The 16,237-nt window shown below is 33.8% G+C and carries 15 protein-coding genes; 13 read left to right on the top strand and 2 right to left on the bottom strand.

Annotated features, from left to right (window positions below):
- Positions 1-143: 143 nt before the first annotated feature.
- The 13 genes from rpsB (at position 144) to J6Y29_00930 (ending at position 14,539) form a co-directional block, all read left to right on the top strand.
- On the top strand, positions 144-974 hold the full coding sequence (gene rpsB, locus J6Y29_00990) for a 30S ribosomal protein S2 (protein ID MBP5426467.1): 831 nt from the start codon (positions 144-146) through the stop codon (positions 972-974).
- A gap of 30 nt (positions 975-1,004) precedes the next feature.
- Positions 1,005-1,652: a translation elongation factor Ts gene (gene tsf / locus J6Y29_00985; protein ID MBP5426466.1), complete on the top strand. Its 648-nt coding sequence runs from the start codon at positions 1,005-1,007 to the stop codon at positions 1,650-1,652.
- Between the two features lie 122 nt (positions 1,653-1,774).
- Positions 1,775-2,482: a UMP kinase gene (locus J6Y29_00980; GenBank protein ID MBP5426465.1), complete on the top strand. Its 708-nt coding sequence runs from the start codon at positions 1,775-1,777 to the stop codon at positions 2,480-2,482.
- 37 nt (positions 2,483-2,519) lie between these two features.
- The gene (frr, locus tag J6Y29_00975; GenBank protein ID MBP5426464.1) at positions 2,520-3,077 is read left to right on the top strand and encodes a ribosome recycling factor; all 558 of its coding nucleotides are present in this window, start codon (positions 2,520-2,522) and stop codon (positions 3,075-3,077) included.
- The gene (locus J6Y29_00970) at positions 3,074-3,274 is read left to right on the top strand and encodes a hypothetical protein (GenBank protein ID MBP5426463.1); all 201 of its coding nucleotides are present in this window, start codon (positions 3,074-3,076) and stop codon (positions 3,272-3,274) included. Before frr ends, J6Y29_00970 begins: the two co-directional genes overlap by 4 nt.
- A gap of 40 nt (positions 3,275-3,314) precedes the next feature.
- Positions 3,315-4,019, top strand: coding sequence for an isoprenyl transferase (locus tag J6Y29_00965; GenBank protein ID MBP5426462.1), 705 nt, complete (start codon positions 3,315-3,317; stop codon positions 4,017-4,019).
- A gap of 9 nt (positions 4,020-4,028) precedes the next feature.
- Positions 4,029-4,847 (top strand): phosphatidate cytidylyltransferase, encoded by an 819-nt coding sequence (locus J6Y29_00960; protein MBP5426461.1) that lies wholly within the window; start codon positions 4,029-4,031, stop codon positions 4,845-4,847.
- 3 nt (positions 4,848-4,850) lie between these two features.
- Positions 4,851-5,999 carry a 1-deoxy-D-xylulose-5-phosphate reductoisomerase gene (locus J6Y29_00955; protein MBP5426460.1) on the top strand — a complete coding sequence of 383 codons (1,149 nt, stop codon included), beginning with the start codon at positions 4,851-4,853 and terminating at the stop codon, positions 5,997-5,999.
- Between the two features lie 11 nt (positions 6,000-6,010).
- On the top strand, positions 6,011-7,303 hold the full coding sequence (gene rseP / locus J6Y29_00950) for an RIP metalloprotease RseP (GenBank protein ID MBP5426459.1): 1,293 nt from the start codon (positions 6,011-6,013) through the stop codon (positions 7,301-7,303).
- Positions 7,304-7,317: 14 nt separating this feature from the next.
- Positions 7,318-8,352 carry a flavodoxin-dependent (E)-4-hydroxy-3-methylbut-2-enyl-diphosphate synthase gene (gene ispG / locus J6Y29_00945; GenBank protein MBP5426458.1) on the top strand — a complete coding sequence of 345 codons (1,035 nt, stop codon included), beginning with the start codon at positions 7,318-7,320 and terminating at the stop codon, positions 8,350-8,352.
- A 20-nt stretch (positions 8,353-8,372) separates the two neighbouring features.
- Positions 8,373-12,701 (top strand): PolC-type DNA polymerase III, encoded by a 4,329-nt coding sequence (locus J6Y29_00940; protein ID MBP5426457.1) that lies wholly within the window; start codon positions 8,373-8,375, stop codon positions 12,699-12,701.
- Between the two features lie 124 nt (positions 12,702-12,825).
- Complete coding sequence (locus J6Y29_00935) at positions 12,826-13,890, top strand: LCP family protein (GenBank protein MBP5426456.1); 1,065 nt, start codon at positions 12,826-12,828, stop codon at positions 13,888-13,890.
- 22 nt (positions 13,891-13,912) lie between these two features.
- Entirely contained in the window at positions 13,913-14,539 is a 627-nt protein-coding gene (locus tag J6Y29_00930) for a DedA family protein (GenBank protein MBP5426455.1), read from the top strand.
- 43 nt (positions 14,540-14,582) lie between these two features.
- Here J6Y29_00930 and J6Y29_00925 read toward each other — a convergent pair whose 3' ends face one another.
- Together J6Y29_00925 and J6Y29_00920 are read right to left on the bottom strand one after the other, a co-directional pair.
- Entirely contained in the window at positions 14,583-15,236 is a 654-nt protein-coding gene (locus J6Y29_00925; protein ID MBP5426454.1) for a nicotinamide mononucleotide transporter, read from the bottom strand.
- A gap of 205 nt (positions 15,237-15,441) precedes the next feature.
- A partial coding sequence (locus tag J6Y29_00920; GenBank protein ID MBP5426453.1) for a hypothetical protein occupies positions 15,442-16,237 on the bottom strand: 796 nt, incomplete at its 5' end.

The following is a 16,237-nucleotide window of genomic DNA, read 5'->3' as shown; positions in this document are numbered from 1 at the left end:
TTATTGCCAAATGAAACATATAGTGATATAATCGTATGGTAAAAAAACACGTTAGACGATTTGAGGGAAGGTGCCTTTATTATTAGGTTTCTCTCGAAGTTGAATCTGGCGGAAGAAAAAACTAAATTTATGGAGGAATGGAAATGTCAGTTATTTCAATGAAACAATTATTAGAAGCAGGAGTTCACTTTGGTCATCAAACAAGAAGATGGAATCCTAAGATGGCAGAATATATCTTTACAGAGAGAAATGGTATATATATTATAGACCTTCAAAAGACTGTAAAGAAAGTGGAGGATGCTTACTATTTCATAAGAGAAGTAGTTATGAATGGTGAAGAAATTTTGTTCGTAGGAACAAAGAAACAAGCTCAAGATGCGATAAAAGAGGAAGCAGAGAGATGTGGCCAGTATTATGTTAATACTAGATGGCTAGGTGGAATGCTTACTAACTTTAATACTATACGTCAAAGAGTAGAAAGATTAAATAAATTAAATGATATGGAAGAAAATGGAATATTTGAGGTTTTGCCTAAGAAAGAGGTTATTAAATTAAGAGCAGAAAAAGAAAAGCTAGAAAAGTATTTAGGCGGAATAAAGAATATGAAGAAACAACCAGGAGCGTTGTTTATAGTAGATCCAAGAAAAGAAAGAAATGCTATACTAGAGGCTCGTAAACTTGGAATACCAGTTGTAGCAATAGTTGATACGAACTGTGATCCTGATGAAGTAGATTATCCAATTCCAGGGAATGATGATGCTATAAGAGCGGTAAAACTTATATCATCAAAGATTGCTGATGCAGTAATTGAGGCTAATCAAGGTGCTCAGTTTACTGAGGGAGGACAAGATGGAGTAGAAGAACCAGATGAAGTTGCTGTTAATGACAGTGCTAGTGAAAATCAAGAAGCTGTTGCAGCAGAAGAAGTAAAGGATGTAGCAGAAGTTGAGAAACAAGAAACAAAAGAGGAGTAATACAAGAGTATTTTAAGGAGGATAAATATAATGATTACTGCAAAAATGGTTGCTGTTCTTCGTGAAAGAACAGGAGTAGGTATGATGGACTGTAAAAAAGCTCTTACAGAAACAAATGGAGATATGGATAAAGCAGTTGAGTTCTTAAGAGAGAGAGGTATAGCACAAGCTGCAAAGAAATCTGGTAGAATAGCAGCTGAGGGAATAGTTGAGTCCTACATACATGGAAATGGAAGAATTGGTGTTTTGGTAGAAGTTAATATAGAAACAGATTTTGCTGCAAGGAATGAAGACTTTAGGATTTTAGTAAAAGATATAGCTATGCAAATTGCGGCTAGTAAGCCTCTTTATGTAAGAAGAGAGGATGTACCAGAGGACGTATTAAATAAAGAAAGAGAGATATTAAAAGCTCAAGCTATTAATGAAGGTAAGCCAGAACATATAGCTGAGAAAATGGTTAGTGGTAGAATAGAAAAATTTTATAACGAGAATTGCTTAATGGAACAACCATTTATAAAGGATCCAGATAAGACAGTATCTCAATTGATTACTGAAAAGATTGCGGTTATAGGAGAGAATATATCGGTGAGAAGATTTGCAAGATTTGAGATGGGTGAAGGCTTGCAGAAAAAGGAAGAAAATTTTGCAGAAGAGGTACAAAAACAAATAAAAGGTTAGTATGTTATGCTTGAGGCATTAATGGTATATTTAATGTTTTGGTGATAATACAAAATAGGAACATAGTGGTTGATATTATGTTCCTATTTTTGAAGAGAAAATAGAAAGGCGTTGGTAATGTTATGGGTGCTAAATATAAAAGGATTATGCTAAAGATAAGTGGAGAGGCGTTAGCTGGTAGCAATAAGTTTGGCCTAAACTTTGATGTAATCAAAAATATTTCGGACAAGATAAAAGAAATTTATGATATGGGTGTAGAGATAGCTATAGTTGTTGGAGGAGGAAATTTCTGGAGAGGACGAGCAGGTACAGGAATGGATAGGACAACAGCGGATCATATGGGTATGCTTGCAACTGTTATAAATTCATTAGCGTTACAAGATGCCATAGAAGCACGAGGCATACAGACCAGAGTCCAGACTGCAATAGAAATGAGGCAAATAGCAGAGCCGTATATAAGAAGAGTTGCAGTAAAGCATTTAGAAACAAAGAGAGTAGTTATATTTGCATGTGGAACAGGAAATCCGTATTTTTCTACTGATACAGCGGCAGCGCTAAGAGCAGCGGAAATAGATGCGGAGATAATATTATTAGCTAAAAGTGTAGATGGAGTATATGATAAAGACCCAGCAATTAATTCAGATGCAAAGAAAATTGATAAATTAACACATAAAGATATTATATATAAAGAGTTAGGTGTTATGGATAAGACAGCAGCGTCTTTGTGTATGGATAATGATATACCAATTTTAGTATTTGGATTAGATGATCCAGAGAGCATAGTTAAAGCCGTAAAAGGGGAAGTAATAGGAACTAAGATAGTTAAATAAAATAATAATAAGTTATAAGTAGGAGATGAGCTAAGATATGTTAAAAGAAGAGTACAAGAGTGCAGAAGAAAAAATGAAGAAGACGGTTTTAGTATTAAAAGATACATTAAAGAGGATGAGAGCAGGGAGAGCAAATGTCTCTGTTTTAGATAAAATAAGTGTACCTTATTATGGAACTCCAACTCCTATCAATCAAGTTGCAAATGTTACAATTCCAGAAGCACGCGTTATATCGATACAACCATGGGATAGTAGTTTGTTAAAGGAAATAGAAAAAGCAATTCTTAAGTCAGATATAGGGATTACTCCTAATAATGATGGTAAAATATTAAGATTGTTATTTCCTGCATTGACAGAGGAAAGAAGAATAGAACTAACAAAAGAGATAAAAAAAGAAGGCGAGGATTCAAAAGTAGCAATAAGATCTATCCGTAGAGACACTATGGACAAGATGAAGAATAAGAAGAAAGATGGAGAAGTTACTGAAGATGAATTAAAAGTTGCAGAAAAAGATGTACAAAACTTAACAGATAAGTATGTTAGTGAAGTAGACAATATAGTAAAAGCGAAGGAAAGTGAAGTTTTAGAAGTATGATTACAGGATTAAAAAAATTGACAGGCTTTAGATTAAAAGATGCAATGGCGGTGCTAAATAAACTTCAAAAATATAAATATACTTTTGATATAACAAAGGCTCCATCAATTAAAGATGTGCCGATAACTGAAGATTTTAGAGTGTTACGGGTTACTAAAGTAGATAAAGATGTAATAAATATATTGGTTTGTATATGAGTGGGAGATTTAGTTTGTGTTAAAAAAGGAGTGTTTAGCTATAGAAAGTAATTTGCCTCAAAGTGTAGGTATTATAATGGATGGTAATGGTAGATGGGCCCAAAAAAGAGGATTGCCCAGAAAGATTGGTCACAAAGAAGGTGCTAATGCATTAAAAAATATAGTAGCACATGTTAACGATATAGGGATAAAGTATCTTATAGTGTATGCTTTTTCTACAGAGAATTGGAATAGATCAAAGAAAGAAATAGATGATCTTATGATGATTCTCGCTGAATATATAGATGAGTTTAGCAAGAAATTTGATAAAAGTGATGTGCGAATAAAAGTTATAGGTAGAAGAAATAAGTTATCGTTTGCGTTACAAGAAAAAATTAGTTTTGTGGAAGATGCAACTAAAGATAAAAAAGGATTAACTTTTGTAATAGCACTAGATTATGGAGGAAGACAAGAAATTGTTTATGCCATGAAGAAAATAGCAGCCGATGTGCAAAATGGAACATTAAATATAGATGATATTACCCAAGAGGTTATATCTGGTAATGTGTATACAAAAGATATTCCTGATCCTGACATAATAATACGTACTAGTGGAGAGATGAGGTTGAGTAATTTTTTGATGTGGCAGAGTGCATATTCAGAGTTATTTTTTTTAGATGTATTGTGGCCAGATTTTACAAAAAAAAATTTTGATGATACAATAAAGATGTATTATAAAAGAAACAGAAGATACGGAGGTCGTTAAGATATTATTATGAAGACTAGAATAATTACTGCATTGAGTATAGTATTTTTTTTAGTAGGTGTTATTTTAGTAGATAAGAAAGCATTAGGGATTGTTATATTCTTGTTTTCTATTGTAGCGATGAGAGAATATATAAGATGTTTTGAAAAGATGTCTTGTAAGCCGAGCAAAATTATATTATACGCATCTACAGCATTGCTGTTAGTGCCAGTTTTAAAATTTAGTAGTTTTAAAACTGATAGTGTTATGTTAGCTGGAGGAATGTATGTTTTATTGCTTGTATTGGCGATTCTGGCTGTGTTAAAAAATCATAGATATAAAATAATTGATTTAGCTGTAACGGTGTTTGGAATTTTATATATACCATTTTTATTTGCATTTGTGACACTAATAAGGCTTATGGAGCACGGTTTATATTACATATGGATAATTTTTATAGGATCGTGTGTAACAGACACATTTGCATATTTTGTAGGGCTTTCAATTGGTAAACACAAACTTTTGCCAGAGGTTAGTCCTAAAAAGACGATAGAAGGATCTATTGGTGGTGTAATTGCTACAGTCTTGGTGATGTTGTTATACGGGAAATATTTAATTTCGGTTAATGTTATGGATGTGTCGCTTTTGTATTTTGGAATATTAGGATTTGTGATGGCGATTGTAGCGCAAATAGGGGATTTGTTTGCATCATCGATAAAGCGCTTTGTTGGTGTAAAGGATTATGGAAATATTTTGCCTGGACATGGTGGTATATTAGATAGATTTGACAGCATAATGTTCATAGCACCTATGATATATTTTTATATGAGGTTTTTAGGAGGTGTTTGATATATGGCAAAATACATATCAATACTGGGATCCACTGGTTCTATAGGTAGACAAACGTTAGAAGTGTGCAAACTAAACAATATAAGAGTACTGGGGATATCTGCAAATTCAAACATAGATTTGTTAGAAAAGCAGACGAGGGAGTTTAGGCCTTTATGTGTTGCAATAGCAGATGAACGATTAGAGGATGAGTTAAAACACAGGCTAAGAGATTTTGAGGTAGATGTATTTAGTGGGCAAAAAGGGCTAGAGAAGATTGCAATGATACCAGAGGTAGAGTTAGTTGTTTCTGCTATTGTTGGGATAGCAGGGCTTATGCCAACTTATATGGCGATAAAATCGGGGCATGATGTAGCGCTGGCTAATAAAGAAACACTTGTTGTTGCAGGGAATATAATAATGGATGAAGCAAAAAAGAGGAATATTAAGATTATTCCGATAGATAGTGAACATTCTGCTATATTTCAGTGTTTATATGGCAATGATAAGAAAGATGTGGAAAAAATAATTTTGACAGCATCAGGTGGTCCATTCAGAGGTAAGAAGTATGAATATCTAAAGACAGTTACGCCAGATATGGCGTTAAAGCATCCCAATTGGATTATGGGTAGGAAGATAACCATAGATTCAGCGACATTAATGAATAAAGGCTTTGAGGTAATAGAGGCTAAATGGTTATTTGATATGGACGTAGATAAAATAGAAGTTGTTATTCATCCAGAGAGCATAATACATTCCATGGTGGAATATGTTGACGGTGTGGTTATGGCTGAGCTTGGCACACCAGATATGAGAGTACCAATTAGCCATGCTATAATGTATCCTGATAGAGTAAAAAACAATTTTGCCAAACTTGATTTATTAAAGTACAATAAATTGACATTTGAAAAGCCCGATATGGATACGTTTGAGTGTCTTAAGATGGCTTACCAAGTAAGTATTGAGGGCGGTCTTATGCCGACTGTGCTAAATGCAGCAAATGAGTTTTCGGTAGATTTGTTTTTAAGAAATAAAATAAATTTTACAGATATACAAGATATAATAAAAAGATCGCTTTATGAATATAAAAATATTTCAAGGGTGACGGTAGAGGATATTTTGCATGCAGATAAAGAGGTAAAGGATAGGCTCAGAAAAAAGTATATTAATTAGGAGGCGATTTTTTGAGAATAATATTAACAATATTAGCTTTTAATTTTATAATAATAATTCATGAATTAGGTCACTTCTTGGTAGCCAGATTAAATGGGATAAAGGTATTGGAGTTTTCTCTTTTTGTAGGACCAAAGATTTTTGGTATAAAAAGAGGTGATACTGAGTACACATTAAGATTGATACCGATTTTAGCCTATGTAAAGATGGAAGGGGAAGAAGAGAGCAGTACTGATCAAGGTTCGTTTTCTAATAAATCAGTTTGGGCTAGAATGGCTGTAGTTGCAGCCGGACCTTTTGCAAACTTATTGTCTAGTTTAGTGATATTAGTGATAATTTTTTCAATCAAGGGTTATCAGACAACAAAAGTAGTTGATGTTGAGAGCAATTCTATCGCATATAATGCGGGTATGAGAGCTGGAGATAGAATTGTTAAGTATAATAAAAGTAGAGTATATCTTCCAACAGATTTACAGCAGTTTTTTTATGTGTATAACAAAGAAGAGGCAGATTTAACTGTTATTAGGGACAAAGAAGAAAAACATATTAAAGTTTCTTCTGGGGTTGTACAAGAGGAGAGATATGTTTTAGGGATTGTTACGGGAAGGAAAGAAAATTCTACTACGATAGAAGAGCTTTTGGAAGATTATCCGGCAAAGACTGCGGGAATGTTACCCAATGACAAAATTTTAGCATTAAACGATGTGGATGTGTCTAATTTACAGGAGATACTTGTTTATACAAATGCAAATAAAGACCAAAAAATGAAGGTGACACTTTTAAGAAATGACGAGAAAGTAGATGTTTATCTTGTCCCTAAATGTGTAAAAGATAAGCCAATTATAAATTTAGGGATTGATTTTGAGATGTATCAAGGAAATTTAGGTGAAGTGTTATTACATTCAACTAAATATATTTGGGCGAACATTCGTAATGTAGGTTATACATTAAAATGGTTAGTTTTAGGTGATGTATCAGTATCAAAAATGACTGGGCCTGTGGGTATTGTCGCTACGATGAGTGATGCGGCTAGCGTAGGCCAAAATACAAAAGAAAAGGTATTATCATTACTTAAAATTACTGCGTTTATAAACATAGCAATAGGTGCTACAAATTTAATTCCTTTCCCTGCACTTGACGGGAATAAATTATTGTTGCTTATGGTGGAGGCAGTTAGAAAGAAACCTATTTCGCCAGAGAAAGAAGCAAGAATTTCTATGGCAGGGATTGTGGTATTGCTTGGTTTGGCATTAGTGACTACGTATAATGATATTGCGCGATTGGTACAAAGAATTCGAAATTAGGGAAGTGTGTGTATATGAAAAGAGTGGTTAAAGTAGGGGATTTACAAATTGGAGGAGATTCGAAGGTAACTGTGCAGTCTATGACAACGACAGATACTAGAGATGTTAAATCCACAGTCTCGCAAATAAGAAGGTTAGAGGAGGCTGGGTGTGATATTGTGAGAGTAGCCGTGCTTGACCATGATGCATGTAGCGCAATATTTAAAATAAAGAAAGATATAAATATACCATTAGTTGCAGATATACATTTTGACTATAGATTGGCTATAGACAGCATAAAAAATGGTGCAGACAAAATAAGAATTAATCCAGGGAATATAGGAAGTGTGGATAGAATAAAAAAGATAGTTGAGGTTGCAAAACAATATAAAGTTCCTATACGAGTTGGAGTAAATAGCGGTTCATTGCCAAAGCACATAGTAGAAAAGTATGGTGTGACAACGGATGCGATGGTTTATAGTGCAATAGAGAACGCTAAAATTCTAGAAGATTTAGATTTTGGAGATATAGTAGTTTCACTAAAAGCATCTGATGTTAAAAAAACTATAGATGCGTACACGTTGATGAACGAAAAAACAGATTATCCACTACATGTTGGAGTAACAGAGGCAGGTACAAAGTGGATTGGTACAATAAAATCAAGTATTGGCATAGGAAGCCTGTTGGCTAAAGGGATTGGTGATACAATAAGGGTATCCTTAACTAGTGATCCGGTTGATGAAGTAAGGACAGGTATAGAAATATTAAAATCACTTGGGATAAGGAAAACGGGGATAAAATTCATTTCATGTCCTACTTGTGGTAGATGTAAAATAAATCTTATTGAAATAGCAGGTAAGGTACAAGAAAAGCTACAGGATATAAACAAAGATATTGTAGTTGCAGTTATGGGGTGTGCAGTAAATGGACCAGGTGAAGCTAGGGAAGCAGATATAGGTATTGCTGGAGGAGATAATGAGGCGCTTTTGTTTAAAAAAGGCAATATAATAAGGAAAATCTCGGAGGGTAATATTGTAAAAGAGCTTATAGAGGAAATCGAGAAAATGTGAGGATAGTGGGGGAATATATTATGCAGGATGTAACATTACATGACAAAAGAAACATTCTATCTGTGTTTCCGAATCTTGAGGACAACGCAAAGAGGAGTAGTTATTTAAAAAATGTCAGTGTTAGATGCATTAATGTGTATAAGAAGAGCCAGAAGGTAGAACTGGTTTTAGTGTCGTATAATTTGATATCTCCCACAGTTGTGTATTCAGTGCAAAGAAGTCTTAAAGATATGTTTAAAGATTCAAGAATTAGGATCAAAGTTACATATGAAAGTGATTTTACTCTAGAAGATGTGTTAGCCAATTATTGGAAGGATATACTGCTTGTGCTGTCATGTAATATGGCTATTGCAAAGGCGATACTAAGAAATGCACAGTATAAATTGGTTGATGGTAAGCTAAAAATTATTCTATTGACAAGAGGTGCTGATATACTTTTAAGCAAGAGATGTAACGAAATGATAGAGAAATTGCTTAAAGATTATTTTGATAAAAGTGTAAGAGTGGAATTTTGTAATTATGTGCCAACCGAGCAGGAGAAAATAAGTTACATAAGAGAGAAAGAAAGTGAAGAATATCGTGTTGTTACTCATTCTATATTAAGCAGTGCTAATATAGCTTCTGAAACGAAGCCTGTGGATAATTCACAACGAAAGAGTGAAAATAATTATAGGAAGCCCAAAACTCCAAGCAGCGATATATATGGAAAGGTGTTTAACGACCCACTAATTAAAATAGTAGAAATAACACAGGATTCAGGGGAGATTGCATTTAACGGAGAAGTTATATCGACAGAGGAGAGGGAGTTACAAAATGGCAAAATATTATTTATGTTTGATATGACAGACTATACATCTTCTGTTACGTGCAAGATATTTTTAAAGAAGGATGATTTGATTAGAATAAAGGATCACGTCAAAGAAGGGGCTGTTTTAAAGGTAAAAGGTGATGCGCAATATGATAAATATATAAGAGAAGTATCTATTTACGTATTAGGTATCTTAAAGGGTGAAGAGAAAGAAAAACGTATGGATAATGCGGATGAAAAGAGAGTTGAGTTACACCTTCATACGCAAATGAGTGCAATGGATGGAGTATCGTCAGCGTCGGATCTAATAAAAAGAGTTAGTAGCTGGGGGCATAAGGCCGTAGCTATAACGGATCATGGCGTGGTGCAAGCATTCCCGGAAGCAATGGATGCGGCTAAAAAGTACGGTATAAAAGTGATATATGGTGTGGAGTGCTATTTATTAGAAGATGAGATGCCCATAGTGGTGGATAAACAAAATACAACAATGGATACAGAGTTTGTTGTATTTGATATAGAAACAACGGGGCTAGATAGTAAAAAAGAGCAGATTATAGAAATAGGTGCAGTAAAAATAAAAAATGGACAAGAGGTAGATAAATTTTCGGAGTTTATAAAGCCGACTGTGCCTATACCGCCATTTATAACCGAATTGACAGGGATAACAGATGATATGGTTGCAGAAAGTTTGGGAGTAGAGGAAGTGTTGCCAAAGTTTTTGGAGTTTGCGAAAGGCTGTGTTTTGGTAGCGCACAATGCACCTTTTGACTTAGGATTTGTAAAAGAATTTGCGTCAAGACTAAAGCTTTCGGTTGAGAATTCAGTTTTAGACACATTGATGTTATCAAGGAGAATGTTTCCAAACCTTAGTAAGCATAAGCTAAATATAGTTGCAAAGCACTTAGGTGTAAGCTTACTAAATCATCATAGGGCAGTAGATGATGCAATGGCTACAGCAGGTATATTACTTAAGTGTTTGGATATACTAAAAAAAGATGAAATAGAGACATTGGAGGATATAAATAATTTGCTACAGGGGAATGTTGATATAAAGAAGACTAGAACTCATCATGCGATAATTTTAGTCAAGAATTATGTAGGATTAAAGAATTTATATAAAATTATATCCGAGTCGCATCTTAAATATTTTTATATGAGACCTAGAGTGCCAAGGAAGCTTATATTAAAGTATCGAGAGGGATTAATATTAGGGAGTGCATGTGAGTCAGGTGAACTCTATCGTGCAATTGTTAATAAAAAAAGTGATTTAGAAATAGAACAGATTGCTAAATTTTACGATTATCTGGAAGTGCAACCATTGGGGAATAATCGTTTTATGTTAGAGAATAATATAGTTGAGAGTAAAAAAGAGTTAGAGGATATCAATAAAAAGATAATAGCGTTGGGGAAAAAATTGGGAAAGCTTGTTGTTGCAACATGTGACGTGCATTTTTTGGATCCAAAAGACGAAGTATATAGAAGGATTCTAATGGCGGGAAAGGGATTTAAAGATGCTGATAACCAAGCACCATTATATCTTAGAACTACCGAAGAGATGTTAGCGGAATTTTATTATTTAGATGATGAATTAGCTAATGAAATAGTGGTGACTAATACAAATAAGATTTCGGATATGATAGAGGATATTTTGCCTATACCGGATGGAACATATCCACCTAAGATAGATGGGGCGGAAGAAGAGATAAAGGAGTTAACGTATTCCAAAGCACATGAGATATACGGAGAAAATTTGCCTAAAATAGTAGCGGACAGAATAAAGAAGGAATTAAACTCTATTATAAAGAATGGTTTTTCGGTGATGTATATAATTGCGCAAAAGCTTGTGTGGAACTCACTAGAGCATGGGTACTTGGTAGGGTCAAGAGGGTCAGTGGGGTCGTCGTTTGTAGCGAATATGGTTGGAATAACCGAAGTTAATTCCTTGCCGCCTCACTATATATGTACCAAGTGTAAGTATTCGGAGTTTGTGGAGGACACGAAAGGTATATGTGGTTTTGATTTGCCACCTAAAAACTGTCCTAATTGTGGCCAGGAACTAAAAAGAGATGGATATGATATACCATTCGAAACATTTTTGGGTTTCGATGGAGATAAAGAGCCAGATATAGATTTGAATTTTTCGGGGGAATATCAAGCCAAGGCGCATAAGTATACAGAAGTGTTGTTTGGTGAAGGGAATGTGTTTAAGGCAGGGACAATAGGGACAATAGCTAGTAAGACAGCGTTTGGGTTTGTGAAAAATTATTTTGAGGAAAGAAATAAGATTGTGCCACAAGCAGAGATGAACAGATTAATCAAAGGATGTGAGGGAGTAAAGAGAACAACAGGGCAGCATCCTGGAGGTATAATGGTTGTGCCAAGATATAAAGAAATATATGATTTTTGCCCAATACAAAGACCGGCAGATGACGTCAATTCAGATACGATAACGACGCATTTCGACTATCACTCAATAAGTGGACGTTTGTTAAAGTTAGATATACTAGGACATGATGATCCAACAATGATAAGGATGCTAGAGGATTTAACGGGAGTTGACGCAACCAAAATACCAATAGGTGAAGAAAAAACGATGACTTTGTTTAGAAGTACAGAGGCATTGGGTATAACTCCAGAGGATATAGATAGCACAGTTGGTACATTTGCAGTGCCGGAGTTTGGTACTAAATTTGTAAGACAGATGCTAATAGATACTAAGCCAACGACATTCTCAGAGCTTATAAGGATATCTGGACTGTCACATGGAACTGACGTTTGGTTAAATAATGCACAAGATTTGGTGCGCAATAATATTGCTACATTGTCGGAGGTTATATGTACAAGAGATGATATAATGTTGTATTTATTAAGAGCGGGTTTACCACCTAAGACATCATTTAAGATAATGGAGGATGTCAGAAAGGGGAAAGGGTTAAAGAAAGAGTATGAGGAAATAATGAAAGAAAAAAATGTGCCAGATTGGTATATTGATTCATGTAAGAAAATAAAATATATGTTCCCAAAAGCACACGCAGCGGCATATGTGATGATGGCGTTTAGAATAGCATGGTTTAAGGTGTATTATCCTTTGGCATTTTATATAGCATATTATACAGTAAGAGCAGACTTGTTTGATGCTGTGATAATGATATATGGAAAAGAGCGAGTACAGAAAAAAATAAAAGAGTATAAAGACATGGGCAATAAATTGAAGATGACAGAAAAAAATATTTTGACAATACTTGAGGTAGTGAATGAAATGTATGCAAGAGGAATAGAATTTTTACCAATAGATATATATAAGTCTGATGCAGAAAAGTTTTTGATAGAGGATGGGAAAATACGTCCACCACTTTGTACTTTGCAAGGTTTGGGAAAAGCAGCAGCTCAGAGTATCGCGGAGGCTAGAAAAAAAGGTAAATTCTTGTCGATAGATGAATTAAGGTCAGAAGCAAGATTGAGTAAGCCTGTAATTGATATTTTGGATCAGATAGGTGCACTGGAAGGGATGCCAGAGAGTAATCAGATCAGTTTGTTTTAAAATTTGAGGTTGCTAAAAGTATGAATAAAATGTATAATGTAGGAAGAATACGAGACCTTTTGTCTAAAGAAGTATAGTTATAGGAAAAAGTAAGCCAAAAAAAGAGAGTAGGGAGTTTTTAAAGATGAATTTTAGAAGATTGATACTTTGTTTTACGTGCATATTCTTAGGTGTGTTTTTTATGTTTGGGTGTATGATACTAAGTAAGAACGTGTCAATAGGCGGGGTTAACTCCCAAAGTAAAGTAGCAAGTAACGCTAGTTCAACAGTATATGAGCCTGTGTTGGATGATGAATTAAAAGAACCATTTAATGTGTTAATATTAGGTGGAGATAAAGTAAATAAGAATACAGATACAATAATGGTAGCAAATGTGGACTGCAAGAAACCCAAAGTTACAGTATTATCCATACCACGTGATACAAGAGTTTTAGTGAAAGGGAAGCTTGCAAAGATAAATTGTGCATATCCAATGGGAAGAGAGAAACTAGCAATGAAGACAGTTAGTGATTTTTTAAATATAGACATCAAATACTATGTTTATTTAGATGTGAAAGCGTTTAGAGAAATTGTAGATCTGTTTGATGGAGTGGACTATAACATACCAGTGGATATGGAATATGATGATCCGTGCCAAAAGCTACATATACACTTAAAGAAAGGCGAGCAGCACTTGGACGGAGAAAAGGCAGAGCAATTTATGAGGTTTAGACATTATAATAAGGTGAAGGTTAACAAATACTATGATGGCAGCGATATAAAAAGGATAGAGGCGCAGCAAAGTTTTATAAAGGAATTTATAAAACAAAAATTGAATATAAAATATTTAACCAAAGCTAGTGGCTTTGTGGATACAGTGTATGCCAATATAGATACAAATATAAGTCCTGATATAGTAGTAAGAAGTATTATGTATTTTAATAAATTTGATTTAAATGTGGTAGATATGAATACTCTTCCAGGAGACGCAGCATATATAAATAATGGGTCGTACTATTTGTACGATAGAAAAAGGGCGTATGAGATAGTAAAGGGATCTTTCATTACAAATGATAGAAAGGTTAGTTTAGCAGATTTTTTGAATTATGATACTTACACACCAAAGAAGAGTAAGAAAAATTATACAGAGAATAATCCATCAAATTCTCAGACCGATATAGAGTCATCTGGAGTTGAAAAACAAATATAAGAGGGAGCTGTAGGTAGAAATTATGGTTAAAATGATTGAGGTAGTAGCCGTATTTATAACAAACATAGTAAGTCAGTTAGGGTACTTAGGAATAGGGTTAGGTATGTTTTTAGAGAGCGCGTGTATACCATTGCCAAGTGAGTTAATTTTGCCGCTAGGAGGATTTATGATAGCGGAAGGAAGGATAACATTGCTTGGTGCAAATGTTGCGGTGTTGTTAGGAAGCTTATTAGGATCTGTACTAACGTATTGGGTTGGATTTTATGGAGGAAGGTCTTTTATATTAAAGTATGGGAAATATTTTTTCATATCAAAGGATAACTTTGATAAAGCTGAAAAGACATTTAATAAGCACGGTGTGAGTGCGGTATTTTTTGGAAGGCTGTTACCTGTAATAAGGACATTTATATCATTGCCAGCGGGAATAACAAAAATGAATTTTATAAAGTTTGTTATATATTCTTTGTTGGGGATGGTGCCATGGAATTTTCTACTGATATTTTTAGGGTATAAATTTGGTGAGAACTATGAATTAGTGGTAAGACCGTTGTTTAAAAAATTTGAGCACATTTCTATTATGATAATGGTTATAGTACTTATTGCTTTTGTTGCGTCATACATGAAGAAGAAGAAAAGTGTAGCGGAGTAAAAATATGAAAAGATGAGTAATTGTACACTCATCTTTTTAAAAGTTAAGTTTCCGATAACAATTCTTTTCTCCATTCCATATATCCTAAAAAGGCAAAGAATAAAAATATAAAATATTCTAATGCCAAAAATTTTATATTTTGCATGTAGCAAAACACTACCGAAGTAAAATCAGCGATAAACCATAAATACCAGTGTTCAATTTTCTTTTTTGCCATAAAGAACATAGCTACAATACTAAGAACGGTTATGAATGAATCAATAAAAGGAGACCTAGATGGCTCAATAAATAAAGTCGGCAACAAAACATGAATGTTTTTTAGAAAGAAACCAAGAAATACGAATCCTATAACAGTTAATAATGCCGCAATTAAATTATAAGATAACGAGTTTTTTGATACTTTCAGTTTAGCATCGTTGGACTGACTGTTGTTTTTTGGGTGTAACCACATCCACCACCCATATATATTCATGGCTAGATAATATACTTGTAGGAACATATCTGAATACATTTGAATTTGAAAAAAGATAAAAAATGAGAGAATTACATTTAATATCCCCCAAAAGTAATTAGAAACTTTTATTTTAGCAAGCAAATATACATTAAGTATACCAAATATTGTTGCTAAAAATTCTAAAAAGGACAATTCATATCCCCAAATGGTTAAAAACGTACTACTAAGATTAAAAAAATTCATAAGTTAAAAAAACCTCCCTCTAAATGATTAGAGTAAATTATATCTTTTTTTGATAATATTTGCAATATTTTTTCTTTTAATAAAGGAGAGGTATAAGAAAAGAGACTATGTTTAAAGCTTGTATATAGTTACAAAAAAAGCCCCCACTTCTACACCTTAAATTTTATGACAAAAATTTAAGGTGTAGATAGTGGAGAATGTTACCCTAAAGGGATTTTGGTTCAAAACTAATGTTAGGATCAGGAAGAACAATATGGTTAACAATTGTACTACAGTCGTGATAAGTACGAGTACCATCGCCATTAGTTATCTTCCATATACCAGATTCATTATCACTTATAGTTAGAGTATATGTGCCATCATCATATGTTATATTGACAACTTGGGGGGGGGTATCATCTAGTATCATATCATCTATATATTTCCTGGTTAGGTTGTCCGCGGAATCATATACGTCTATTGATGTTTGGGCTTCATTAGTATTTATATTTGTAGTTATAATATTTCCAAATAGAGATTGATTATAACCAGATGATGTAACTACACGATCAAGTTCAGTATCATCTGTTGCAGTAAATTTAAACGTTGTATTAGAAGCATTTCTATAAGCATTATTTATTATAGGTGCAGTTTTGTCAACTATATTTGATACGTATATTGTTAGTATTTCTGGTTTTGCATAGTTTGTTTTATATGGACCTCGTTCTATTTCATTATAGATAATTAGATTATAGTAGCCATCATCAAGAGGAGGTACTTTTATGCAAACTTCCCCATCTCCCGGGGTATCAACTGTTTTGAGTCTAGCGTAGTATAGAGGTTTTGAATCATATTCACCAGGCTTGATTATGGCGGAGATATAGCCTGTAACATTTTCGGTACCATATGTATTTTTTGCACCACTATATGATATAGTTATTTTATTGCCTGAATATACGTTCACAGTGGAATTTGGGCTAGGATTTGTTAGACTAAATTGCATAGAATCATCGACAATAGTA

The organism is Clostridiales bacterium (genome assembly GCA_017961515.1).
GTDB lineage: Bacteria > Bacillota > Clostridia > Acetivibrionales > RGIG10202 > RGIG10202.
This window is presented reverse-complemented; position numbering and strand designations above follow the sequence as displayed.